20 protein-coding genes are annotated in these 23,917 nt (G+C 71.1%); 8 read left to right on the top strand and 12 right to left on the bottom strand.

Going from position 1 to position 23,917, the window contains the following annotated elements; genetic code table 11:
• The first annotated feature begins 301 nt into the window (after positions 1–301).
• Positions 302–1,723 (top strand): SLC13 family permease, encoded by a 1,422-nt coding sequence (locus EIL87_RS22735; RefSeq protein ID WP_125092619.1) that lies wholly within the window; start codon positions 302–304, stop codon positions 1,721–1,723.
• Between the two features lie 19 nt (positions 1,724–1,742).
• Positions 1,743–2,900: a glycerate kinase gene (locus tag EIL87_RS22730; protein WP_125092618.1), complete on the top strand. Its 1,158-nt coding sequence runs from the start codon at positions 1,743–1,745 to the stop codon at positions 2,898–2,900.
• Here EIL87_RS22730 and EIL87_RS22725 read toward each other — a convergent pair.
• Positions 2,882–4,684, bottom strand: a complete 1,803-nt coding sequence (locus EIL87_RS22725; protein WP_125092617.1) for a gamma-glutamyltransferase family protein — start codon at positions 4,682–4,684, stop codon at positions 2,882–2,884. The genes EIL87_RS22730 and EIL87_RS22725 overlap by 19 nt on opposite strands.
• A 122-nt stretch (positions 4,685–4,806) precedes the next feature.
• The gene (locus tag EIL87_RS22720) at positions 4,807–6,114 is read right to left on the bottom strand and encodes a UDP-glucose dehydrogenase family protein (protein WP_125092616.1); all 1,308 of its coding nucleotides are present in this window, start codon (positions 6,112–6,114) and stop codon (positions 4,807–4,809) included.
• Positions 6,115–6,276: 162 nt separating this feature from the next.
• Here EIL87_RS22720 and EIL87_RS22715 point away from each other — a divergent pair, with 162 nt between their 5' ends.
• Positions 6,277–7,233: an aldo/keto reductase gene (locus EIL87_RS22715; RefSeq protein ID WP_125092615.1), complete on the top strand. Its 957-nt coding sequence runs from the start codon at positions 6,277–6,279 to the stop codon at positions 7,231–7,233.
• Positions 7,234–7,277: 44 nt separating this feature from the next.
• A complete protein-coding gene (locus EIL87_RS22710; RefSeq protein WP_125092614.1) occupies positions 7,278–8,036 on the top strand; it encodes an SDR family NAD(P)-dependent oxidoreductase in 759 nt (252 codons plus the stop codon).
• A gap of 150 nt (positions 8,037–8,186) precedes the next feature.
• On the opposite strand, the gene EIL87_RS22705 is transcribed toward EIL87_RS22710, so the two are convergent.
• The gene (locus EIL87_RS22705; protein ID WP_125092613.1) at positions 8,187–9,821 is read right to left on the bottom strand and encodes a TM0106 family RecB-like putative nuclease; all 1,635 of its coding nucleotides are present in this window, start codon (positions 9,819–9,821) and stop codon (positions 8,187–8,189) included.
• A 174-nt stretch (positions 9,822–9,995) separates the two neighbouring features.
• On the opposite strand from EIL87_RS22705, the gene EIL87_RS27590 reads away from it, so the two are divergent.
• A complete protein-coding gene (locus EIL87_RS27590) occupies positions 9,996–10,700 on the top strand; it encodes a DUF6474 family protein (RefSeq protein ID WP_233576488.1) in 705 nt (234 codons plus the stop codon).
• Between the two features lie 72 nt (positions 10,701–10,772).
• Here the strand turns inward: EIL87_RS27590 and EIL87_RS22695 are convergent, their stop codons facing one another.
• Genes EIL87_RS22695 through EIL87_RS22675 form a run of 5 tightly spaced genes read right to left on the bottom strand, consistent with a single transcriptional unit; the run spans position 10,773 to position 15,982 of the window.
• Positions 10,773–11,771: a glycine betaine ABC transporter substrate-binding protein gene (locus EIL87_RS22695; protein WP_233576487.1), complete on the bottom strand. Its 999-nt coding sequence runs from the start codon at positions 11,769–11,771 to the stop codon at positions 10,773–10,775.
• The gene (locus tag EIL87_RS22690; RefSeq protein ID WP_125092612.1) at positions 11,768–12,535 is read right to left on the bottom strand and encodes an ABC transporter permease; all 768 of its coding nucleotides are present in this window, start codon (positions 12,533–12,535) and stop codon (positions 11,768–11,770) included. Before EIL87_RS22690 ends, EIL87_RS22695 begins: the two co-directional genes overlap by 4 nt.
• On the bottom strand, positions 12,532–13,734 hold the full coding sequence (locus EIL87_RS22685) for an ABC transporter ATP-binding protein (protein WP_125092611.1): 1,203 nt from the start codon (positions 13,732–13,734) through the stop codon (positions 12,532–12,534). The genes EIL87_RS22690 and EIL87_RS22685 overlap by 4 nt, the downstream gene beginning before the upstream one ends.
• Entirely contained in the window at positions 13,727–14,374 is a 648-nt protein-coding gene (locus tag EIL87_RS22680; protein ID WP_125092610.1) for an ABC transporter permease, read from the bottom strand. Before EIL87_RS22680 ends, EIL87_RS22685 begins: the two co-directional genes overlap by 8 nt.
• Before the next feature lie 3 nt (positions 14,375–14,377).
• Positions 14,378–15,982 (bottom strand): BCCT family transporter, encoded by a 1,605-nt coding sequence (locus tag EIL87_RS22675; RefSeq protein ID WP_199740561.1) that lies wholly within the window; start codon positions 15,980–15,982, stop codon positions 14,378–14,380.
• Positions 15,983–16,441: 459 nt separating this feature from the next.
• Here EIL87_RS22675 and EIL87_RS22670 point away from each other — a divergent pair, with 459 nt between their 5' ends.
• The 3 genes from EIL87_RS22670 to EIL87_RS22660 are packed head-to-tail and all read left to right on the top strand — an operon-like array spanning position 16,442 to position 18,249.
• Positions 16,442–16,936 carry a hypothetical protein gene (locus EIL87_RS22670; RefSeq protein WP_125092608.1) on the top strand — a complete coding sequence of 165 codons (495 nt, stop codon included), beginning with the start codon at positions 16,442–16,444 and terminating at the stop codon, positions 16,934–16,936.
• 33 nt (positions 16,937–16,969) lie between these two features.
• Entirely contained in the window at positions 16,970–17,710 is a 741-nt protein-coding gene (locus tag EIL87_RS22665) for a YcnI family copper-binding membrane protein (RefSeq protein ID WP_125092607.1), read from the top strand.
• The gene (locus tag EIL87_RS22660) at positions 17,707–18,249 is read left to right on the top strand and encodes a copper resistance CopC family protein (protein ID WP_125092606.1); all 543 of its coding nucleotides are present in this window, start codon (positions 17,707–17,709) and stop codon (positions 18,247–18,249) included. The genes EIL87_RS22665 and EIL87_RS22660 overlap by 4 nt, the downstream gene beginning before the upstream one ends.
• 47 nt (positions 18,250–18,296) lie before the next feature.
• Here the strand turns inward: EIL87_RS22660 and EIL87_RS22655 are convergent, their stop codons facing one another.
• The 4 genes from EIL87_RS22655 to EIL87_RS22640 form a co-directional block, all read right to left on the bottom strand.
• Positions 18,297–20,714: an L-tyrosine/L-tryptophan isonitrile synthase family protein gene (locus EIL87_RS22655; protein WP_125092605.1), complete on the bottom strand. Its 2,418-nt coding sequence runs from the start codon at positions 20,712–20,714 to the stop codon at positions 18,297–18,299.
• 200 nt (positions 20,715–20,914) lie between these two features.
• Positions 20,915–21,223: a hypothetical protein gene (locus EIL87_RS22650; RefSeq protein WP_125092604.1), complete on the bottom strand. Its 309-nt coding sequence runs from the start codon at positions 21,221–21,223 to the stop codon at positions 20,915–20,917.
• A 212-nt stretch (positions 21,224–21,435) separates the two neighbouring features.
• A complete protein-coding gene (locus EIL87_RS22645) occupies positions 21,436–22,344 on the bottom strand; it encodes a phosphotransferase enzyme family protein (RefSeq protein WP_125092603.1) in 909 nt (302 codons plus the stop codon).
• Positions 22,345–22,401: 57 nt separating this feature from the next.
• The gene (locus EIL87_RS22640) at positions 22,402–23,772 is read right to left on the bottom strand and encodes a helix-turn-helix domain-containing protein (RefSeq protein ID WP_125092602.1); all 1,371 of its coding nucleotides are present in this window, start codon (positions 23,770–23,772) and stop codon (positions 22,402–22,404) included.
• Between the last annotated feature and the right edge of the window lie 145 nt (positions 23,773–23,917).

Here is a 23,917-nt window from a genome sequence, read left to right as displayed (position 1 = left end):
TGCCCTTCCGCCTCGTTCGAAACCTCGCGAGAAGTTCGAAGGCGGGGGCGCGGGTGGGGGAGGGAGGAGCCGGGCCGGTCGGCCGGAGTGTGCTCGTGCTGGTGAGGCGGTGTTGTGGAGACCTGTGCACAGCTGTGGATAAATCCGTCCACAGCTGTGCACAACTCCGCCTGAGGGGTGACGTCTTCCCAGGTCAGGCACCTGTGGACAACTCCATCCACAGGCCTGTGGACAAGGTGGATGAAGGTGCTCTCACCCGGCCTTCACCGGAGCCTCAGCCCGGTCCCCGAGAGTCTTCCTCGTGCAGGTCGAGGACGTGGGAGCGGACCCGGTCGACGGGCGGGGCTGGGCGGTCGGGTTCACCCTCGCCGGCGTCGGCGTCTTCGGAGTGCTGGCGGTCCTCACCGTGCCGGACCCGGCCCTGGACGGGTCGCTGAGCCGCGACGCGCTGCTGACGCTGGTCGTGTTCGGCGCGGCGATCATCGGGTGGACGCGGTCGCGAACCGACGACACCTTCGTCGCCCTGCTGGCAGCTGCGGTGCTGGCGGTGCTGGGCGTGCTGGAATCGGAGCGGCTGTTCGCCGCGCTCGGCGAGGACCAGGTCTGGCTGCTGGTGGCCGCGTTCATGCTGGCAGCGGGCGTCAACCGCACCGGACTGCCCGCGCGGATGGCGCTCGCCCTGGCCGGCCGGGCGCGGACCCCGCGGTCGCTGTGCCACCTGCTCACGCTCGGCTTGGTCGGCACGGCCCTGCTGATCCCGAGCACCAGCGGCCGGGCCGCGATGGCCCTCCCGCTGCACCGCGCGCTGGCGTCCGCACTGCCGGACCGCCTGGTCCGGACGGTCGGCCTGCTCGTGCCGGTGGTGGTCCTGCTGTCCGCCATCGCCACCCTGACCGGTGCCGGAGCCCACCTGATCACCAGCCAGGTCCTCGCTGCCACGACCGGTGAAGGCATCTCGTTCGGCTGGTGGCTCGTGTGGGGTCTACCGTTCGCGCTGGTCAGCTCCCACCTGGCCGCCGAACTGGTGCTGTGGACGGGAGGGGCGGACCGGCGCGCGCCACTGCGCGTCGACGTGGCCGCCCTGCGCGCCCGGCTGGACGTGCCGGAACGGCTGCGACCCGCAGAGGTCCGGGCCGGCGCGCTGCTGGCCGTCGTGGTGCTGCTGTGGAGCACCGAGCCCTGGCACGGTCTGCCCCCTGCACTCGTCGCGCTCGGTGCCGCCCTGCTGGTCACCTCGCCGCGCTTCGGCACCGTGCCGATGAAAGCCGCGGTCGGTGAAATCCCCTGGTCGTTGCTGCTGTTCATGGCCGCGACCGGCGCGCTGGGCACCGCGCTCACCGACTCCGGTGCCGCGCGGTGGATCGCCGAGCACGCGCTGATCGGCGAGGGCCTGGTGCCGCTGCTGATCGCGGTCGTGGTGCTGAGCACCGCGCTGCACCTGCTGGTCACGTCCCGGTCGGCGCGGTCGGCGGTGCTCATCCCGCTGCTGGTGCCGGCCGCGCTGGCCGTCGGCGCGAACCCGGTCGCGGTGGCCTTCGCCTCGACCGCCGCCGCCGGTTTCTGCCACACGCTGCCGTCTTCGGCGAAGCCGCTGGCGATGTTCGCCGAGCACTGCGCACCGCGCGAGCTGAGGCGGCTCGCGCTGGTGCTGGGGCCGGTCACGGCCGGGCTGGTCGTGCTGTTCGCCCTGCTCATCTGGCCCCTGCTGAGCCTGTCGCTCTAGTCCACCGTGGAGGGAAGCAATGTTGCGCATCGTCGTCGCGCCGAGCGGTTTCAAGGAATGCCTGGACGCCGAGCAGGTCGCCGACGCCATCCAGGCCGGCGTCAGGCGGGTCATCCCGGGCAGCGTCGTCGACGCCGTTCCGCTGATCGACGGTGGTGAGGGATCGGCCCGGCTGCTGGCCCGCGCCACCGGCGGCACGCTCGTGCCCGCGACCGTGACGGGTCCGCTCGGTGACCGGGTCGACACCCACTTCGCGCTGCTGGACGGGAACACGGCCTTCGTGGAGATGGCCGCCGCGGCCGGGTTGTCCCTGGTTCCGGCCGACGGCCGCGATCCCGGTCGCACCACGAGCCGCGGCGTCGGTGAGCTGATCCGCGCCGCGCTGGACGCCGGTGCCGAGCGGCTCGTGGTCGGCTGCGGAGATTCGGGCGTCTGCGACGGGGGTGCCGGGACGTTGCAGGCGCTGGGCGTGCGGATCGGTGACGAGCAGGAGCGCGAGATCGGGCCGGGTGGAGCAGAGCTGCTGCGCGCCCGGAGCGTCGACGTCACGGGACTCGACCCGCGACTGTCCGAAGTGGAGATGACGGTCGCGGTGAACCCGCGCAACGTGCTCTGCGGCCCCGACGGCGTCGCCCGCCGCTTCGGCCCGCAGAAGGGCGCGTCGGCGGCGAGCGTGGAGCTGCTGTCCTCGGCGATGGCGCACTGGGCTCAGCTGCTGGACCCCGAGCTGGCCGAGCTGCCAGGTGCCGGGGCGTCCGGTGGGTTGGCCGCCGGGCTCGCCGGTGTCCTCGGCGCACGCCTGCGGTCCCGCTTCGACGTGTTCCTGACCAGCACCGACCTCGACCAGCGGCTGCGGACCGCCGACCTGGTGATCACCGCCGAAGGTGCCATCGACGCGTCCACCGCGCTCGGCAAGATCCCGACCGAGGTCGCCCGGCGGGCCAAGCAGCACGGCAAACCGGTGATCGCGCTGTGCGGCACCATCGGCCCCGGCGCCGACACCAGCTACGAGCACGGGATCGACGCGATCACCGGCATCCTCACCGGTCCGGTCGCGCTGCCGGACGCCATCACCACGGCGCCGCGGTTGATCACCGACGCGACCGCGCGCACCCTCCGGGTGCTGCTGCTCGGGACGACGCTCCCGGCCGCGTCAGGTCAGCGGCCGGCCGCGTAGCCCTGGGCGCCGCGCGGGTTGGCGGCGGCCTTGAGCATGCCCGACTCCGGGTCGCGGGAGACCGCCGAGAGGCGTCCCAACGACCACGGCCCGTTGTCCTCGACCTTGTGACCACGGGCTTCCAGCGCGGCGATGGTGCCGGCGCCGATGCGCGATTCCACCGCCACCGCACCCGGTTCCCACTCACGCGGGTAGAAGGAGCGCGGGAACGCGGCGCTGTGCCAGGCGGGCGCGTCGATGGCGGCCTGCAGGTTCAGCCCGGCGCGCACGTGTGCCAGCCAGAAGCACAGCTGCCACTGGTCCTGCTGGTCACCGCCCGGCGTGCCGAACGCCAGCGTGGGGACCCCGCCCCGCAGGGCCAGCGACGGGCTCAACGTGATGCGCGGGCGCTTGCCCGGCTTCAGCGAGTTCGGCAGCCCCTCTTCCAGCCAGAACATCTGGGCACGGCTGCCCAGGCAGAAGCCGAGTTCCGGGATCGTCGGCGAGGACTGCAACCACCCACCGGAGGGGGTCGCGGAGATCATGTTCCCCCAGCGGTCGACGACGTCGATGTGCACGGTGTCGCCGCGGCTCTCCCCGTTGGGCAGCACGGTGGGCTCGCCGATGCCGACGCCGCTCGGGTCGGACTGACCACCGACACCGCGCCCTTCGGCGACGAACGCGGGCAGGACGGGTGCGCGGCCGCCGGGCGAGCCGGGCCGCAGGTGCGGCGAGGCCGTCGAGCCGATCAACTCCCGGCGCCGAGCGGCGTAGTCCTCGGAGACCAGGTCGGCCAGCACACCGGGGTCGGCCGAGTCGCCGTACCAGGCCTCGCGGTCGGCGAAGGCGAGCTTGGTGGCCTCCACCGCCGCGTGCACGGTGTCCGCCGAGGCGACTCCGTCCACGTAGGACACCGGGAGGTCTTCCAACAGCTGCAACTGCTGGGCGAGGGCCGGCCCCTGCGACCAGATGCCGAACTTCGCCAGCGTCCACCCGCCCGGTAAGTCGACCGTCAACGGGTCCTCGTAGGTGGTCTCGAAGTCGGCCATGTCCTGCGCGGTGAGCACGCCCGCGTGGTCGCCGCCCGAGTTGTCCCGGTGCGGGACATGCACGAACTTCTCCACCGCCTCGGCCACGAAGCCCTGCGCCCATGCGCGGCGCGCGGCGTCGATCTGCGCCTCCCGGCCGGTGACCGACTCGGCCTCGGCCAGCAACCGCTCCCAGGTGTCGGCGAGGACGGGGTTGCGCAGGACCGAACCCGGCTCCGGCACCGAACCGTCGGGGTTGAGCCACCACTTCGCGGAGGTCTGCCAGTGCTGCCGGAACATGCCCGCGACCGTGCCGATGGTCTCGCTGATGCGCGGCACGATCGGGTACCCGCCGCGCGCGTACCCGACCGCGTAGGTCAACACCTCGCGCAGCGTCTTCGTGCCGTGGTCGCGCAGCAGCGTCAACCAGCCGTCCCACGCGCCCGGCACCGTCGTGGCCAGGAACCCGGTGCCGGGGACCAGGTCGAGGCCGAGCTCGTCGCGGTAGTGCTCGATCGTCGCACCGGCCGGCGCCGGGCCCTGACCGCACAACGCCCGCGGGCGCGGGTCGGCGGCCGTGGCGAACAAGGCCGGGACCTCACCACCCGGCCCGTTCAGGTGCGGTTCGACGACCTGCAGCACGAACCCGGCCGCGACGGCCGCGTCGAAGGCGTTCCCGTCGTCCTCCAGCACGGCCATCCCCGCAGCCGAGGCGAGCCAGTGCGTCGAAGCGACCATCCCGTGAGTGCCGGCGAGCTCCGGCCGAGTCGTGAACACGCGCCCACCCTAGGTTCCCGACACCCCGGTGGCGAGGGTCGATCAACCCACCTCCCCACCGCCTTTCGGCGCAAGGACCCCGCGGCTGGAACCGGACGTCCGCCGACGAGGCGGCGTCCCGCTCAGGTGAGGGCTGTGACCGGGGTGCGGCCGACTCCACGCCAGGAGAGGCCGGCTCGGCGGAGGACGTCGGGGTCGAGGTGGTTGCGCGTGTCGACGACGATGCGGCCGGTGAGGGCTTCGGCGACGAGGGTCCAGTCGAGGGTCCGGAACGCCTGCCACTCGGTGAGCAGCACCAGCGCCGCGGCGCCCTTCGCCGCCTGGTACGGGTCGTCGACCAGGGTCAGGCCGGCGGGCAGCTCCGGTTCGTCGCCGCGCAGGCCGGGGTCGTGGGCGATCAGCTCGGCGCCGTTGTCGGCCAGCAACCGGGCGACCTCCAGCGCCGGGGAGTCGCGCAGGTCGTCGGTGCCCGCCTTGAACGTCAGCCCCAGCAGGCCGATCCGCTCCCCTGCCAGCGAGCCGCCGCAGGCCTCGCGGACCTTGCCCACCATCCGCTGCCGCTGGTGCGCGTTCGACGAGATCGTGGCCTGCAGCAGCGGGAACTCGAAGTCGACGGCCTCGGCGACCTGCAGCAGCGCGGCGGTGTCCTTGGGCAGGCACGAACCGCCCCAGCCCGGGCCGGGTTGCAGGAACGACTGGCCGATCCGCCGGTCGTAGCCCATGCCCTCGGTGACGTCGGTGATGTCCGCGCCCAGCTGCTCGCACAGCTCCGCGATCGCGTTGACGTAGGAGAGCTTGGTGGCCAGGAAGCAGTTCGCCGCGTACTTCACCATCTCCGCGCTCGCCGCGTCGGTGAGCACCGTCGGCGCACCCAGCCGCGCGTAGAGGGCGGCGACGCGTTCGGCGGCGTCCTGCGTGTCGGAGCCGACGACGATGCGGTCCGGGTTGAGGAAGTCGTGCACCGCCGACCCCTCGCGCAGGAACTCGGGGTTGCTGACGACCGCGACGTCCTCGCGGTCGAGGTGCTCGGCGAGCCGCTTCGACGTGCCCACCGGGACGGTCGACTTGGTGACCACCACGCACCTGGTGGGCAGCACGTCGCGGACCTCACCGGCGACGGACTCGACGACGGCGAGGTCAGCCGCACCGCCGGACCCCATCGGCGTCGGCACGCACAGGAACACGACCTCGGCATCGGCGACCGCACCTGCGGAACCGACGACGAACTCCAGCCGACCTGCGGCGATGCCCTCCCGCACCAGCTCGGCCAAACCCGGCTCGTGGATCCGGACCTCACCGCGGGACAGCTCGGCGACCTTCTCGGCGTTGACGTCGCTGCACACCACGCGGTGCCCCAACGAGGCCAGGCAGGCACCTGTGGTCAGTCCCACGTACCCGGTGCCGATGACGACGATGCGACGGGCGAACACAGGCCCCAACCCCTTCAGCTCGCGAACGACCGGCCGGCCGCCTCAGCCCCCTCGGTGATCGATCGTGGCACAACTTCGAGCTGGGAAAACCCGCTTCAAGAAGAGTTCATCCGCTGGACGTCGCAGGTGACGAGCGGGGAACCTCCCGTTTAGGCTGCGCGCGTGGATCAGCGACGTCTGGGGGAATCGGGTCTCGCGGTGAGCGCGGTCGGTCTCGGCTGCAACAACCTCGGCAGACCCGGGACCGCCACGGAAACTCTGACCGGAACGCGTGCCGTCGTCGACGCAGCGCTGGACGCCGGCATCACCTTCTTCGACGTGGCCGACGCCTACGGCTCACCCCGCGGGCGCAGCGAGGAGCTGCTCGGGCAGTCCCTGTCCGGGCGGCGTGACCTGGCGGTCATCGCGACCAAGTTCGGCATGGACATGCTGGGCTCCAACGGGCCCGACTTCGGCGCACGCGGTTCTCGCCGCTACGTGCGCCGCGCGGTGGAGTCCTCGCTGCGGCGGTTGGCCACCGAGTGGATCGACCTGTACCAGCTGCACCGGCCGGATCCGCTGACGCCGGTGGAGGAAACCCTCTCGGTGCTCGACGACCTCGTCCGCGAGGGCAAGATCCGCTACGTCGGGCACTGCAACCTGGCCGGCTGGCAGATCGCCGACACGTCGTGGACCGCGACCTCGGCGGGCCTGACCGCACCGGTGTCCAGCCAGCACCACTACTCGCTGCTCTCGCGCGAGGTGGAACGCGAGGTGGTGCCCGCGGTCGAGCGCTTCGGGCTCGGGATGCTGCCGTACTTCCCGCTGGCCAACGGACTGCTGACCGGCAAGTACCGGCCCGACCAGATCCCGCCCGCGGGCAGCAGGCTCGCCGACCGCACGCAACTGCTGGCCGAAGCGCCCTGGAACCGGATCGAGAAGCTGCGGGTGTTCGCCGACCAGCGCGGCATCACGATGAGCACCGTCGCGCTCGGCTGGCTCGCCGCCCAGCCCACGGTCTCCTCGGTCATCGCCGGGGCCACCACGCCGGAACAGGTCCGGGCCAACGCGCAGGCCGCGTCCTGGGTCCCGAACGACGACGACCTCGCGACGCTGAACAGCACCTGCCCAGCGGCGTGACCAGAGCACACCAACACCGAGAAACCCACGGAGGACGAGAACCCATGCAGATCACCGACACCGCCGCGATCGTCACCGGTGGAGCTTCCGGGCTCGGGGCCGCGACGGCCCGGGGCCTGGCGGGGCGGGGCGCGAAGGTGTTCGCGGTGGACCTGCCGGGAGCGGTCGAGAAGGCACCGCTCGTCGACGGCATCACCTACACCGCGGCCGACGTCACCGACGCCGACCAGGTCAGCACCGCCGTCGACCAGGCAGCCGGTTCCGGGAACCCGCTGCGGATCGTGGTGAACTGCGCGGGCATCGGTCCGTCCGCCCGCATCGCCGGCCGCAAGGGCGTGCACGACCTCGACCTGTTCCGCCAGGTCCTGGAGGTCAACCTGCTCGGCACCTTCAACGTGATGCGGCTGGCCGCGGCCGCGATCGGTGAGACCGAGGCCGATCAGCAGGGGCAGCGCGGCGTGGTGGTCAACACCGCGTCGGTGGCCGCCTACGACGGGCAGATCGGGCAGGCCGCCTACGCCGCGTCCAAGGGCGGGGTCGCGAGCCTGACGCTGCCGGCCGCCCGCGACCTGGCGTCCCTCGGGATCCGGGTGATGACCATCGCGCCCGGCATCGTGGACACCCCGATGCTGGCGACCGTGAGCGAGGAGTTCCGCCAGGGCCTCGCCGAGGGCGTCCCGTTCCCGAAGCGCCTCGGCACGCCGGGCGACTACGCGCAGCTCGCCCTCGACATCGTCGAGCACGACTACCTCAACGGCGAGGTGATCCGCATGGACGGCGCCCTCCGCATGGCACCCCGCTGACCACCACGCGGGCCGGGATGGCGGTTCCAGGTGGGACCGCCACTCCCGGCGCAGGGCGCATCTCGCCACGCCTCGACCAGTCCCGAGCGGTTCGGCACCGGTGAGCCGTGGCAACCAGCCGTGCTCGCTCGACCGTCGCGAGGCGACCGCTCAGAGGTCCTCGGCGAAGGGGACCTCGGTGGCGGCGGCCGAAGTCATCCAGGTGCGGATGGTGTAGGTGGCGCGGACGTCGTCCTCGTTGTAGGTCAGCAGGCGTTCGCGCTGGGTGAGGTCCCGATCGCCGCCGTCGAGCGCGACCGCGTCGCGGTACCAGCGCATCGAGTTCTCGCCGCTGGCCTCGGAGTCGCGCCAGCCGAAGCCCGCGCTGGGGGCGATGACCTTGAGGCCCTTGCCGTTCGGGCACAGGAACTGGTCGCGGACCACCGCGAACAGGTCGACCCACTCGGCGGAGCCGATGAACTCCTTGACCTCGGCGACCGGCGGCACGCCCGGCTTGCCCGCGAACCGCTCGGCGGAGGCGAGCATCCAACGGTTCTCCGCGAGCTCGTTGTAGCAGTAGGCGCGGAAGCTCAGGCCGCGTTCGAAGGCCTTGCGGCGGACGCCGGTGAACCAGCTCCAGAACTCGGCGAAGGACCGCGCCTCGTCGTCGTCCGGCAACGGTTCCCAGGTGACGAACGCCCGGTACCCCGGCTGCTCGCCGATGTCGGCGCCCGACAGCCAGCAACCCCACATGTAGGCGCCGGCGTCGGCGTAGCTCTCCATGTCCACGTCGACCTCGACGTCACCGCGCGGCACGTCGAGCTCGCGCACCCGGCGCACGAGCGGCTTCTCCTGCAGCCACGCCTTGGCCAGCAGAACGGCGTCGGTGTTGCTCATGCCGGTGAGCTGGAGGCCCTCGGCCTTCGCCAGCGGAGTCCCGGCCAGCTCGTCGACGGTGGTGATGCCCTGCGTGCGCAGCACGGTGGCGTCCTCACCGCGCACGACCAGGCTCACGTCGCGCCTGCGGCGCAGCTCGGCCGCGCAGGTCGGCCACCACGGGCAGCCGCGGCACTCGGTGACGCGGGAGGGCTGCGCCAGCGGTTCGTCCCCGCGCGCGGCGGCGCGGGCCACGTCGAGCCGGTCCCCGAAGCGCACGTCGTACTCACCCAGCGCGGTGCGCCCGCCGGGCCAGTTGGGGCTGCGCAGGTCGTGCCAGACGACCACGTCGGCGTCCACGCCGATCGCCCCGCCGGTGCGGTCACCCGCGTCGAACCCGCAGGCTTCCAGCAGCCGCACCGCGTGCACCAGCCGCAGCTGGTCGCGGGGTTGCGGGCGCACCTTGCGGGTCTGGTCGACCGCAGCGGCCTCCGGCACCGGGTTGTCGATCGGCGACACCGTGGCACCGCTGCCCGGGTCGGTGATCTTGTGCCGCACCACGAGCACCGGGACGTAGCCGTTCCCGCTGCGCACGAGCAGGTCGATCGCCCCGCGGCGACCGCCGTCGGCGTCGTCGGGGAGCTGCGCGCCGGAGATGTGCGGGACGCCGTCGCGCATCGCGTCGAGGGTGAGCCGCGCGCGATCGGAGTGGTGGGCACCGCGCGGGATCTCGGTCCAGCTCGCTCCCAGCAGCTCACCCAGCTGGGCGGCGACCGAACGGCGGTGCTCGGCGGCGTCGGCGATGCGCTGCTCGACGCCCAGGTCCAGCGGCGCGGTCGGCACGTCGCGCATCGAAGGGTCGTTCTCCAGGTGCACGCGTCGACGGCACCGCGTCACCACGCCCGCGTCGAGCAGCACCTCGTCCTTCACACGTGAAGGGTATGCGGTCGCTCTGACAGCCGCGCCCATCACCCCGGTGACATCGCGTGCCAGCGGTGATCACACGGCGTCCCCACCCGATCGCGTTGTGCTTTCGTGCGTTGCTCCATCCGGACTTATGGTGATCGCGGAGCTGGGGAAATCGCGGATCCGGGGAGGTGTGCGGTGAGGAGACTCGCCAGGCGACGCGGGAAGATCACGCGCGGTGCCCGCCGGGGGTGCCTGAAGTGCGCCGCCAAGAAGGCCAAGGCCCGCAAGCGGACCAGGACCGACCAGGGGGCGCAGCACCACGTCGAGGGGCCGGTCCGCGCGAACCCGCCGGTGCAGGCCGCCGCCGACCAGGTGGTGACGCCGGTGCCCGTGGGCAAGAAGGCCGCCAAGGCGCTGCGCAAGGCCGACAAGCAGACCGCGAAGGCGATCGCGAAGGGCGAGCACGGAACGGTCACCCCGGGCAACACGAAGCGGGTCGTCCTCATCGCCAAGGTCCTCGCCCCGGTGCTCACGCCGTTCGCGCTGCGCGCCGGGAGTTCCCTGCGGGCGCGCTACGACCGCGCCCGCGCCCGCAAGCTCGGCGTCCCGGTCGAGGAGCTGGGCCGCTTCACCGGGCGCGGGGCCGCGTTGCACGCGCGCATCGCGGGCGACGCCAACGCCCTGCGCGACCTCCGCGAGCAGGCCTCCGGTGACCAGCGCAGTAGCGCCGAGACCTACGCCGTGCAGGCCGAGGCGCGGCTGGCCCAGCTGACCAGCGCGGTCCGCGCCGCCGAGCGGATGCCCTCGCAGCGCCGCAAGGCGGCTCACCGGGCCGTGGACCAGGAGCTGTCCCGCATCGAGGGCGAACTGCTCACCCGCTTCGGCGTCCCGACCGGGTGAGGCCGTCCAGCGCACCGAACGCGGCGGGGCGCCTCCGGAAGTCCGGAGGCGCCCCGCTGCTGCTCGCCTCGATCAGCTCTGACCCGGGATCTTGACCAGGCCCTGCTCGGCCATCCAGTCCCGCGCGACGTCGGCCGGGTCCCTGCCCTCGACGTCGACCTGCGCGTTGAGCTTCATCAGCTCCTCGTTGGTCAACCGCTCGGAGATCGGCTGGAACACCTGCGTCAGCTGCGGGTAGCGCTTGAGCATCTCGTCCCGGAGCGTGACTCCGACGTTGTACCGCGGGAAGAACTGCTTGTCGTCGGCCAGCACCTGGAGGTCCAGCGACTGGATCCGGCCGTCGGTGGTGAACACCTCGCCGAAGGTGCAGGTCCCCTGAGCCGTGGCCTGGTAGATCGGACCCTCGGTGAGGACCTTGACCTTGCTCGGGTCGGCCTTGAACCCGTAGGTCTGCTCAACCCCCGGCAGGCCGTCGTTGCGGCTGGCGAACTCGGTTTCCACGCAGAACGTGGCCTCCTCCGGGCGCTCGGCCACGACCCGGGCGATGTCGGAGTTCGTCCGCACGCCCAGGCGCTTGGCCGCGTCCTTGTTGACCGCGAACGCGTAGGTGTTGTCCACCTGGTAGTCGACCGCGGTCCAGGCCACGCCGTTGCGCTCCAGGTCCTGCTTCTGCACGGCCTCGAACTGCGCCCGGGCGTCCGGGATCGGGTCGTTGTTGCCGTTGTAGCTGATCCAGGAGGTGCCGGTGTAGTCCCAGAGGACGTCGATCTGGTCGCTGGTCAGCGCGTTGCGCGCGGTCGACGAGCCCTGGATGGAGCTCAGGTCCCGCACGTTGGCACCGGCAGCGGCGAGCGCGAACTCCCCGAGGTAGGCCAGGACGAGCTGCTCGGTGAAGTTCTTCGACCCCACCGTGATCGTCTGGCCCTCCAGCTCGGGCACGGGCTGGATGATGCCCGGTTCCACCGCCAGCGGGAGCGACGAACCGGAGTTGAGCCCGCACCCCGACAGCAGCAGCCCGGCCATCGCCAGCGAGGCCGCCTTGAGCGCACCACGGCGCGTGCGGAGCTTCATCGCAACCCCCTCGGCGACAGGTAGGTCTCGGCCAGCGCGCCGAGCCAGTCGACCAGCAGCGCCAGCGCCATCGCCAGCACCGAGCCGACGATCATGACGGTGTAGTCGTTGAGCTTGTAGCCGGTGTCGATCAGTTCGCCGAGGCCACCGGCGCCGACGAACACCGCCAGCGTCGCGGTTCCCACCGCCAGCACCAGCGCGGTCCGCAGACCGGCGAGGATGAACGGCACCGCCAGCGGCATCTCGATGCGGGCCAGCACGGCCGCTCCGGACATGCCGATGCCGCGACCGGCGTCGACCAGCGACGTGTCCACCGACTGCAGTCCCACGATGGTGTTGCGCAGGACCGGCAGCAGCGCGTAGAAGGCGATCGGCAGGGTCGCGATCCAGAACCCGGTGGTCCCGTCGGTGAACAGGAAGAACAGCACGAGCAGACCCATCGAGGGCGCTGCCTGCCCGACGTTGGCGATGCCGATCACCACCGGGGCGATGCGGCGCGCCCAGCTGCGGCTGAGCAGCACGCCCAGCGGTACGGCCACCAGGACCACGATCGCCGCCACGGCGACGCTGATCAGGAAGTGCGTCCAGGTCAGGTCCAGGATCGTGGTCATGTTGAGGCTGCGCTGCGTCACCTCGTCGTTGTTCCGGGTGAACGCCCAGCCCAGCACGACCGAGACCAGCACGACCACGGACACCGGCTGCGCCAGCAGCCTCAGCCGCTCGGCCGTGGAGGAACCGGAGTCGGAAGCGAAGGTGCTGCTCATGAGGCGTCAGCCCCAGTCCCGGCAGCCGGCTCCTCCGCCTCGTCACCGACGTTCTCCTCGCGGAGCGCCTTGATCGTGCCCATCACGGTGTCGATGTCGACCACGCCGACGTACTCCCCGCGCGAACCCACGACCACGGCCACCCCGTCGTCGTCGGTCAGGATCGCCTCCAGGGCGTCGTGCAGCGTCGAAGCGCGCGACACGGAGTCCTCCACCGGACGACCGGCACGGGCCAGGTCCGACACCGCTCCGGCCTCGCGAGCGGTCGCCCAGCGCAGCGGGCGGTTGCGCTTGTCGAGCACCAAGCCGATCGCGCCACGGCGGGTGCCCAGACGTTCGCGCAGCACCGACGGTGCGTCGTCGACCGTCGCGGTCGGCACGTCGCCGACCTCGATCTCGCGCACGCGGCGCAGCGTGAGCTGCTTGAGCGCCGCGCCGGCCCCGACGAATCCGGCGACGGTGTCGTCGGCCGGGTTGGTCAGGATCGCTTCCGGGGTGTCGTACTGCAGGATCTTCGAGCGCTCGCCCAGCACCGCGATCCGGTCGCCGAGCTTGACGGCCTCGTCGAAGTCGTGCGTGACGAACACGATCGTCTTGCCCAGGTCCTCCTGCAGGCGCATGAGCTCGTCCTGCAGCACGCCGCGGGTGATCGGGTCGACCGCGCCGAACGGCTCGTCCATCAGCAGGACAGGCGGGTTCGCCGCGAGCGCGCGGGCGACGCCGACGCGCTGCTGCTGGCCACCGGAGAGCTGCCGCGGGTAGCGGTCGCGGTACTCGGCCGGGTCGAGGTTGACCAGGTCGAGCATCTCGTCGACCCGCTCGGAGATGCGCTTCTTGTCCCAGCCCACGAGGTGCGGAACCATGCCGACGTTGTCGCCGACGGTCATGTGCGGGAACAACCCGGCCTGCTGGATCGAGTAGCCGATCTCGCGGCGCAGCTTGTCCGCGTCCAGCCCGAGCACGTCCTGCCCGCCGATGGTGATCGTGCCGGAGGTCGGCTCGATCAGGCGGTTGATCATGCGCATGGTGGTCGTCTTGCCGGATCCGGACGGCCCGACGAGCACCACCGTCTCCCCCGCGGGGATCGTCATGGTCACCGAGTCGACGGCGGCCTGCTTCTGCCCCGGGTAGCGCTTGGAGACCTCCTCGAGCTTGATCTCCACACCGTGCCCGGTGGTCTTCTTGTCGTCGTCAGCCACGGATACCTCTCGAAGTCGTCAACCGCCCGAACAGCACGAACAAGGCGTCGAGCACGAGTGCCAGGATGACCACGCCGACGGTGCCGGAGATGGCCATGTTCAGAGCGTTCGCGCCGCCCAGCTGGCCGAGTCCCTGGAACAGCAGGTTCCCGAGGCCCGGTCCCTTGGCGTACGCGGCGATGGCGGCGATGCCCATCAGCATCTGGGCGCTCACCCGCATGCCGGCGAGGATGGCCGGCCAGGCGAGCCGGAGTTCGACGCGGGTGAGAACGCTGAGGCGGTTCATCCCGATGCCCCGGGCCGCGTCCAAGATCGGCTGATCGACGTTGGACAGGCCGACAATCGTGTTCCGCACGATCGGCAGCAACGCGTAGAGGACCAGCGTCACCACCGACGGGGCCACGCCCAGGCCGAACACCGGGATCAGCAGGCCGAAGAGCGCGAAGGACGGGATCGTCAGGATCGCGCTGGAGAGAGCGGTGGCGATCGCCGCCCCGGCGGGGCTGCGGTAGACCGCAACCCCGACCAGGACGCCGATGATCGTCGCCAGCAGGATGCACTGCACCACCATGCTGACGTGCTGGTATGCGTTCACCAGCAACGACTGCCACCTGGATGTGATGAAATCCAGGAGATTCACTTCTTACTCTTTCTTCCCGGCATCCGCCGAGCCGGAGTCCTCGTCCGAGGACTCCGCAGGGGTCGTGACCAGCTGGAACTCACCTGCGTGCTCCTCGGTGCCGGCGATGACCGCCTGCTCGAGGACCTCGGCGCCCTTCTGATCGCGAACCGTGATGGCGTCCGAGCGCAGGTCCTTGGTCATGGCCACGCACATGAAGATCATCACGATCGCGAAGGGCAGAGCACCGATGAAGGTGAGGTTCTGGATGCCTTCCAGAGCCTTGTCCTGGCCGATCACCAGCATCACCGCGGCGACGGCACCGGTGGCCGCACCCCAGAAGATGACGACCCACTTGCTGGGCTCGATCGCGCCCCGCTGCGACAACGTGCCCATCACGATGGACGCGGCGTCGGCACCGGAGACGAAGAAGATCGCGACCAGCAGCATCACCAGCACTGCGGTGACGAGCGCCAACGGCAGGTTCTCCAGCAGCGAGAAGGTCTGCGCCTCCGCACTGCCGTCGCCGTAGACGTTCACGCCCTCCCGCTGCGTGTTGATCGCGGCACCACCGAAGATCGCGAACCACACGAGGCTCACGACGCTGGGCACCAGCAGCACGCCACCGATGAACTGGCGGATCGTGCGGCCCCGGCTGATCCGGGCGATGAACATGCCCACGAAGGGCGTCCAGGAGATCCACCAGGCCCAGTAGAAGACGGTCCAGCTGGACAGCCAGTCCTGCATCTCCGCACCGCCGGTGGCACCGGCCCGCGACGCCATCTCGCCGAACTCGCTCATGTACGAGCCGACCGAGGTGGGCAGCAGGTCGAGGATGAACACCGTCGGCCCGAGGATGAACACGAACAGGGCCAGGATGGCCGCCAGCACCATGTTGATGTTGGACAGCCACTGGATGCCCTTCTCCACGCCCGAGACCGCGGAGAGGATGAAGCAGAGCGTCAGCACGGCGATGATGCCGACCAGCACGTTGGTGCCGGCGTCACCCATCGGCCAGTTGGCGGCCTGCATGCCGGACTTGATCTGCAGCGCGCCGAGACCCAGCGAAGCGGCCGAGCCGAACAGCGTCGCGAACAGCGCGAGGATGTCGATGACCTTGCCGAGCGGGCCCTCGGCGGCCTTCTTGCCGATCAGCGGCGTGAAGACACCCGAGATGGTCTGCTTGCGGCCACGCCGGAAGCTGCTGTAGGCGATCGCCATGCCCGCCACCGCGTAGATCGCCCACGGGTGGAGGGTCCAGTGGAAGAGCGAGGTCGCCATGGCCGTCTTGACGGCCTCTTCGCTCTCGCCCGGCACCGAGCCCGGAGGCGGGGACACGAAGTGGCTCAGCGGCTCGCTCACGCCGTAGAACATCAGGCCGATGCCCATACCGGCGCTGAACATCATGGCGATCCAGGACACCGTGCGGAACTCGGGTCCCTCGTCGTCGCCGCCCAGCGGGATCCGGCCGTACTTGCTGAAGGCCAGGAACAAGGCGAAGATGACGAACCCGGTGGCCGCGAGCACGAAGCCCCAGCCGGTGTTCTTGATCAACCAGTCCAGCGCCGCCGCAGAGGCGTTGCTGAGGGAATCGGTCGCCAACGCGCCCCACGCGACCACCAAGAACATGATGATCGCAGTGACACCGAAAACGACCCAATCGGTTCTGGGTTTGCCGAGGAACTCGGCGTCTCCTCCGGTGGTGTGGCCGCCGCCGGCGGCTCCACCTCTTTGTTCAGTTTCGGTCGACACAGGTATCGGCGCCGACTTTCGGCGACGCCCCCTCCTCTCCGTCGTCGGTTACGACGTTTGCGGAACCAATCGAACCGCTTGTTCAGGCGATTCGCGGGTTCGAATCGTCGGCAACCTACAAACCGTGACCCAAACGGGTTAACAAGGCAAGCTCACCTGCAGTCAGCGTGGCCGAACCGACACCTAGACTGGCCCACCGTGAAGGCTGGCCCATCCCCCACACAGGGTGCTCTGCGCGTCCTGCGCGGTGCTGGTGTGGCCTGCACAGCGGCGTCACTGTCCGTAGCCGCTCACACGGCCACCGGCGGGTCGACCCCGGGTCTGGGGCCCACCGTCGTGATCACCGTCCTGCTGACCGGTGCCGGCGTGGCGCTCGCTGACCGCAAGCGCGGGTCGTGGGGCATTCTAGGGGCACTTGCGGTCAGCCAGCTGGCACTTCACTTCTTCCTCGAGCTCACCGCGATCTCCGCGCACGGTCCCGGGCACGCGCACGCGCCCGCGATCCCGCTCTCACCTGCACTGATGACGCTCGGACACGTGATCGTCACGGTGCTGACGGCGCTGGCCATGAGCCATGCCGAGCAAGTACTGTTCGTGGTCACCCGCTTGTTGCAGGCGATCGTCCCCCGGAAGACGGTGCCGTCACCGGTTGTGACCCCGCCGCCGACCGTCTGCATTCCTGCGCCGGTTCCGCGGACCCTTGCACAACTGATCTACCAGCGGATTCACGCCCGCCGCGGACCCCCGAAATCTCCGCCAGAAAGCAACGATCCGGTTTCCATCACCGGTCGATCATTGCAATTCCGATGGAGCGCGCTTATGCGCGCGTGAACAGTCCACCGGCTTAGGAGATTTCAAGCGAACATGTCGACAAATCGATTCCTCGCGCGATCGGCGAACGTGATCGCGGTGAGCGGTCTCGCCCTCGCCCTGGGTGCCGCGCCCGCCATGGCGCACGTGAGCGCACAGCCCGAGCAGGCCGAGAAGGGCGGGCACGCGAAGATCGCGTTCCGCGTGCCCAACGAAGACCCCGCCGCCGGGACCGTGCAGGTCAAGGTGACGCTGCCGGAGCAGTACCCGCTGAGCTCGGTGCGCACCAAGCCGATCCCCGGCTGGACCGCGCAGGTCGAGAAGGGGCCGATCGCGCCGGTCGAGGTCGAGGGTGCGCAGGTCACCGAGGCGGTCCGCAGCATCACCTGGACCGCCCAGCCCGGCACCCGGATCGGCCCGAACGAGTTCCACGAGTTCGAGGCGACGCTCGGCACCCTGCCGGAGAACACCGACCAGCTGGTCCTGCCCACCACCCAGACCTACGACAACGGCAAGGTCGTGGAGTGGAACCAGCCGCCGGCGCCCGGCGGTGAGGAACCGGAGCACCCGGCTCCGGTGGTTCAGCTGGTCGCCGCCGAGGGCGGTGGGCACAGCCACGGCGGTGGCGCGCCCGCGCCCGAGCAGGGCGAGCACCAGGCCGCCGGTCAGCACGGGTCGTCGGACGACACGGCCCGCTACCTCGGTGGAGCCGGACTGCTCGTCGGCGCGCTGGGCGTCGGCGTCGGTGCCGGTGCCCTGGTCCGCGGCCGTCGTTCCGGCGGGGACGCGTCATGAGGCGGCTGCTGACCGTCGGAGCCCTCGCCCTGGCCGCGCTGGTGGGCGGTGCCGCTCCGGCGCTCGCGCACAACGTGCTGGTCGGCAGCGACCCGGCGGAGGGCGCGCAGCTCTCGGCGGGACCTCGCGAGGTGCGGTTGACCTTCGACCAGCCGGTCCGCGCGGGCGAGTCCTACAACACCGTCAACGTGGTCGGTCCGGACGGCTCGTACTGGGCGGACGGCCCGGCGCGGGTCGAGGGCAACTCGGTCGTCGCCCCGGTCCGCGAGCTCGGGCCGGCCGGCACCTACACCGTGGGCTACCGGGTCCTGTCCAGCGACGGCCACCCCGTCCCGGGCAAGGTCACCTTCACCCTGACCGCCCCCGGCGCGGGCACCCCGGCACCCGGACCGCAGGGCGGACAGGACTCCGGTCAGCCCGCTGACCAGGCGGAGTCCGGTTCCGGCGGGATGCCGATCTGGCCGTGGATCGCCGGTGCCGTGCTGGTCGTGGTCCTCGGGCTCGTCCTGGCCCTGCGCCTCGGCAAGCCGAAGAGCTGATCCACCGCGGGTGGGTGTCCGGACCCCGTGTCCGGACACCCACCCGCTCACTTCGTGCGGAGGTGGATCCCGGTCCGCACCGACGGGTCGAGGGCACCGTCCCGCACCAGGTCCGGCGGGACCGCCAACCACGGCTGCGACTGCCGGTCCGGCGTCCACACCGGCAGGTAGCACTGGTCGACGAGCGAGATCGCGAAGTCCGTCGACACCTCGTTGCCGCTGCCCAGCGCCGCGGTCCCCTGCCAGGGCATGACCGCGGACCCGCCCAGCGGCAGGAAGCGGAACCGTCCCGGCTCCGGGCGCAGCGACAGGCTTGTCCGCACCCGGTCGTGGCGCCACAGGGCGGCGTAGTCGAGTTCGGCGTCGACGTGCTTGTTCGCCAGGTAGGTGATCGTCTCGTCCCAGGCCAGCGCCAGCAGCTCCCGCCGGGTGTCCCCCAGCTCGGGATCGGCCAGGCCGAACGGCTCGGTGTAGACGCGGCGGGCGAACTCCAGCGGATCGGCGCCGGAGTGCGGGAGGTCGACCGCGTGGACGATCGAGCGGAACATCTCCGCGAAGCGCGGCTGACCGGAACACCCCGGGTCGAGCTCGTCGGCCGCGGCCAGCGCTCCGCGCGGATCGGACCGGACGTCCAGCTCGGCCAGCGCCGACTCGTAGCGCTCGCGGTGGCGGACCAGCAGGGCGGCGCGCTGCTGGGCGTCACCGCAGCCGAACTCGGCCGCGACCTCGTCGACGCCGCGCAACTCCACCACCCGGTCCGCGCCGGTCCGCTCCAGCATCCGCCGGAACTCCCGCTGGTAACCGCGGTAGCGCCGGGCGTCGCGGAAGCGGAAGTGGGTCGGGTCCGCCAGCGCGGTCACCCGGATCCCCGGCGGGTGCACTCGTCGCACCGCGGCGTCGAGCTGCAGCACGCGCGCCAACATCGCGACCTCGGCCAGGTCCGGCAGACCACCGAGCGCCTTGAGCTGCGAACCGTCCTGCTTCGTCGGCGGGCCGAGCAGCACGAACTCGGCCGGCTCACCGGCGGCGAGCGCGCGGGAGAGGTCCGCCTCGGCCTGCTCGAGCGGGTAGGCGCTCCGGGAGGCTCCGAACAGCTTCGCCTGCATGACCTGCCAGACCGCCCTGGCAGTGCCCACCTCGATGGCGGCCACCCGGTCGCCGAGCCGGATCCCGGTCTCCACCGCGCTCCGGCACAGCGCGACCACGATCTCGGCCTGCTCCTCCTCGGTGAGCACGACACCCCGGTCCCACCACGCCGGACGGGCGCTCATCTCGCCGAGCTGCAGCTGGGCGATCGAGGTCGCGTGCGACAGGCTCGGTCGAGCGAGGTGCCCGCGCCCGAGCGGCACCGGCCGCGGCACCGTCTCGAAGGTGCCGATGGCGTCGTCCTCATCCACCCCGGTGAACCCGGGCGCGACGACCGGGACCACCACGGCCTGGGGGAACGCGTCGGCCAAGGCGGTCCGGTTGGCCTCCGCGTCGTCGAAGGCGGCCACCGGTTCCCACCCGGTCATGCCGCGCAGCGCGGCGACCTTGTGCTCCCCGACGTCCGCACCCTCGGCGGCCGTGCGCAGCGGGAGGTGTCCGAGACCGCAGCGGGTCAGGGCTTCCTCGGTGGCGGCGCGCATCCGGTGACGACGGCCGGTCAGCAGCACCACGCGCCCGCCGGCCTGCTCGACGTCACCGGCGAACCGGCGCACGCCGGGCGCGAGCTCGTCGGTCAGCAAGGCCTCCCGGCCCCACGAGATCGCCCGCCGGAAGTCCGCGTGCCGCAGGTCGTCCGGGAGACCGGCGCGCTCGAGGAACGGGCGCCAGCCCCGCTCGTGCAACCCCGGCAGCACCGGCAGGTCACCGGTGACGCCGATCGCCACCAGCGCCTCCCGCACGCGCGTGCGCGGGTGGAAGGCGCAGAAGTCCAGGTCGAGAGCGACCAGCGGTCGCGGGGTCGCGGGGTCCCGGCGGTGCGCGGCGGCCCGGTCCTTGACCAGCCGCAGCACCCGCTGCAGCAGCTCGTCCTGAGTGGACGGGACGTGGTGCGCCCACCGGCTCCAGGGGTGGTCGCCGGCCAGCACCGACACCAACCCCGCCGAGCAGAACCGCAGCTCCTGGGCCACGACGTCCGCCGCGGCCGGGGTGATCGCGGTGAGCCGATCGTGCAACCGGGTGATCGTCGTGGCCACCCGGTCCGGTTCGGCGACGGCGAGCACCGGCACCACGACCCGACCGCTCGGGCGGTGCAGGCGGAGCTCTCCGACCGGGACCTGACCCGCCGCCAGGAGTCCGCGGGCGGTGATGACCACCGGCCGCACGAGCCGCTCGACCAGGTCGCGCTCGGAGGAGTCCGGCGGGGCCGACAGCGGGACCGTGTCGCGGGCAGCGGTTCCGACCAGGCAGTACTTCGCGAGAAGGGGATCGCGCGCGAGGGTCTCCCGCGCGCTTGCCGGCAGCGTGCCGGTTGCGTACACCGCGTCTCCTTGTCGTTCGCAGCGCTCATCAGGCCTTCCACGTGAGCGGATGGCGGCTGCGCGAGGAGGCGCGAGAATTCGGCCCGACCGAAACCGAACCGGACCGATCGGCGAACCAGCAGGTCAGCGCCCGTGAATTCGGTTCGGGGACGGGACGGAGCTCGGCCCGGGGAGACGAGAACGCGCGAGTCTGCGAGCGGTCATTCACCGTCGACGAGTTGCACCGGAGCGGGCCCGTTCGGCTCGTCCATCCGCCGCAGCGCGGCGCGGGCACGCCGGTGGAGCTCCCGGCGCGAGATCCACCCCGCCGCGTAGTGCCGGTACGCCTGGGCCACCCCCACCAGTTCGGCGAGGTGCTCGGCGTACGGCTCGCGGAACTCGGGCGGCAACTGCCGCATCGATTCGAGGTGGCCGTCCACGATCTCGTCCAGCACCTGCGCGCTGGCGAGCGCGCGGGCTCGGCGCGAGCGCCGGGAGTGCTCTCCCGGCCGGAACTCAGCGATCCTCATCGACAGCCCATCCGCGTTAGCACCGACTCGATGCACCAGTTCGCTCGTATGGTTTACCCCTTCAGGTCGAACCGTGTGACCGAAACCGAGCAGGAAGACACCGCAGAAAGCCCAACATCGCCCGATCGGACGCATCAGGTCTCATGCGGACGTGCCAGCGGACGACCACTCCCAGCGACCTCACCGGAGTACGGGAGGCTCGCCGGGTCCGCTCAGCTGTACGGGGCCCACTGGGTGTCGAGGTCACCTTCGCGGATCGTGCGGAGCCGCCAGCTGAGCTGCTCGCGCACGCTCGGGTTGGTGCGCAGGATCGGCAGCACGCCGGTGGTGATCTTGAGTTCGCGCAGCTCGCGGAGCACGGGGAAGCCCTCCCACGAGGTGATGTCGAACCCGTAGGCCTCGGCCAGCTCCCGGTGCCACTCCGCGGGATGACCCATCCGCAGGCTGCCCACCGCGATCGGCGTGAGGTCCCACTCGGGCTGCCCGATGCACAGCGAGTCCAGGTCGCACAGCAGCGGGCCGTCCGGGCCACCGATCACGTTGCCCAGGTGGGCGTCGGCGTGGATGACCGCGCGCGGCAGCGGGAACTCCAGCTCGGCCAGCTGTTCCTCGAGGTAGTCGCACCGCTCCTGGAGGAACCGGTGGTCCTCCGGGTCGATGTCCACCGCATCGCTGAGCCGACGCCGGATGTCGGCCATCGGCTTCCAGGGCTTGAAGGTCTCCTCGGCCAAGGGCTGGGAGTGCATCTGCCGCAGCAGATTGCCCAGGTCAGCGCTGCCCGGAACGCGGCCTTCCTCCGGCACGAACTGCCACAGCGTCGCGCAGTGCGAGCCGGACCGGACCGGTTGCTCCACACCCGGGAGCAGCCGGACCGCGGGCACCCCGTGCATCGCCAGCCAGTGGGCGGCCTCGACCGCGGTGCGTGCCCGGTGCGCGAAGGACGGGGACAGCACCAGCCGGACGATCACGGGTTCGTCCCGAAGCAGGAAAACGCCGTTGTTGATGAACCTGATCAGCCGAGCACCACGCGGGTTCAGGCCGACGGTCTCGCAGATCTCGGTCAGCGCCAGTTCCAGTTCCGGCGGGACGCACTGACCCTGGTGAACCTGGTATGTCTTCATGCTCATTGTTCTCGCACCGACGTACGCCGCCAGCGGGCCACCCGGGAACGGGTCGCCTCACGCCTGGCGGAACCGCCGGACTTCCTCGAAGAGGTCGCGGGAATCCGAGTTCGCCCGGTGCTTGCCCGCTTCCAGCTCCAGTGGTTTGAGCCGGTCGGCGACACGGGCGGACTTCACGCGCTCACCGAACTGCAGCGCGCGACGTCCGACCTTCAGGCCTTCCTGAACGTCGCCGGCCCGGAAGTGGTTGGTTGCCTGCAGACTCAGCCCGAAAACATGGGTGCGCTGCATGTCCGCGCCGTAGGCCTCGTTGCACTTGATGGTCTCGGCCACCGCGATCGAGGCGTGCTTCTTGGGATCGAACACCGCCAGCGCGTCGTGCGCGGAGCCGATCATGCCGTGCAGGTCGTTCTCGGTGAAGAAGCGGACCCAGTCCGGAGCCTCGTCCACCTTGGCGCGGGCGAACTCGTCCTTGGTGCGGCCCACCATCTTCTGCACCTGGTCGGGCTTGTTGAGCATCCCGTAGGCCCAGGCCTCGTTCGCGCACAGCACCGCGACGGTCAGCGCCGAGCCCGATTCCTGCGCGGCGATCTGGCCGAGCTGGAACAGCTTCAACGCTTCGTTGGGCTCCTGGTAGTGCAGGTAGACCCGGCCCATCCGGTACAGCACGCTGGCGACGAGGCTGTCGTCGTCAGCGCGCTTGGCGAACTCGAGGGCGCGGCCGAAGTGACTGCGCGCCGGGTCCAGCAGGCCCACGTCGAACGAGGTCCAGCCGGCCAGGCTGTGCATGTCGGCGAGCGCCACGAACAGCTGCTTGCGCACGGGGTCGCTGGAGGTCGAGTCCAACAGCTGCTGGGCCCACGAGAGCTGGGCGACCACGGCGTCGCGGCAGGTGCCACCGCCGTAGCGGTAGTCGAGGTCCCGCAGTGCCTTCGTGGCGGCCTGGATCTGCTGGACATCGGTCATGCCGATGCGTGCCGGAGCCGGAGTCGAGGCGCTGGCGGGCGCCCAGGCGCTGTCCTCGGTGCCGAACACCGCGGCGCCCATGGTCACCGCGGCCGCGTGGGACAGGAACTTCCTACGCTTCACCGATTCGTCCTCCTCCGCTTCCAGGGCGTTCGTCGCTTTCGCGACCCGCATCGCGGTCGCCCCGTCGTAAGCGAGGCCCATGTAGCCCCGCGGGATGCCGAGCCCGTCGGCTATTCGGGCCAACACGTCGTACGCCATGACCTGTCGACCCTTGAGGATCTCGGACACCTCGGACTGGGACTGACCGGTGGAAGCGGCGATCTGCCGCTGCGAGACCCCGTGCCGGCGCAGTTGCCGGTAGACCTCGCTGACGTCCCGCCGGGCCAGCGCATCCCGCATGTCCCGCTCGTTCCAGACGTCGGGAGTAACGGGCGAGCCGCCAGATCCGATGATGTTCATTTGACCCCCTGACGCTCTGAACGGGCGTTGCTCGCAGAGTAAGCGCACTGCGGCAACCCGGTGAAGCCCGTATCGGTGGAGGTGATCGGTTGCGGTGAAGTCCGCTTACCGCTCGTCGCGGCCTCCGGTCCGGTCGTCGCCTGTC

It is taken from the genome of Saccharopolyspora rhizosphaerae, from assembly GCF_003931915.1.
Lineage (GTDB): Bacteria > Actinomycetota > Actinomycetes > Mycobacteriales > Pseudonocardiaceae > Saccharopolyspora > Saccharopolyspora rhizosphaerae.
This window is presented reverse-complemented; position numbering and strand designations above follow the sequence as displayed.

Excerpts from the sequence above, each read along its gene's own strand:
- EIL87_RS22730 (WP_125092618.1), top strand. The coding sequence starts at position 1,743 with ATGTTGCGCATCGTCGTCGCGCCGAGCGGTTTCAAGGAATGCCTGGAC.
- EIL87_RS22710 (WP_125092614.1), top strand. The coding sequence starts at position 7,278 with ATGCAGATCACCGACACCGCCGCGATCGTCACCGGTGGAGCTTCCGGG.
- EIL87_RS22695 (WP_233576487.1), bottom strand. The coding sequence starts at position 11,771 with ATGAAGCTCCGCACGCGCCGTGGTGCGCTCAAGGCGGCCTCGCTGGCG.
- EIL87_RS22690 (WP_125092612.1), bottom strand. The coding sequence starts at position 12,535 with ATGAGCAGCACCTTCGCTTCCGACTCCGGTTCCTCCACGGCCGAGCGG.
- EIL87_RS22675 (WP_199740561.1), bottom strand. The coding sequence starts at position 15,982 with ATGTTCTTGGTGGTCGCGTGGGGCGCGTTGGCGACCGATTCCCTCAGC.
- EIL87_RS22665 (WP_125092607.1), top strand. The coding sequence starts at position 16,970 with ATGTCGACAAATCGATTCCTCGCGCGATCGGCGAACGTGATCGCGGTG.
- EIL87_RS22660 (WP_125092606.1), top strand. The coding sequence starts at position 17,707 with ATGAGGCGGCTGCTGACCGTCGGAGCCCTCGCCCTGGCCGCGCTGGTG.
- EIL87_RS22650 (WP_125092604.1), bottom strand. The coding sequence starts at position 21,223 with ATGAGGATCGCTGAGTTCCGGCCGGGAGAGCACTCCCGGCGCTCGCGC.
- EIL87_RS22645 (WP_125092603.1), bottom strand. The coding sequence starts at position 22,344 with ATGAAGACATACCAGGTTCACCAGGGTCAGTGCGTCCCGCCGGAACTG.
- EIL87_RS22640 (WP_125092602.1), bottom strand. The coding sequence starts at position 23,772 with ATGAACATCATCGGATCTGGCGGCTCGCCCGTTACTCCCGACGTCTGG.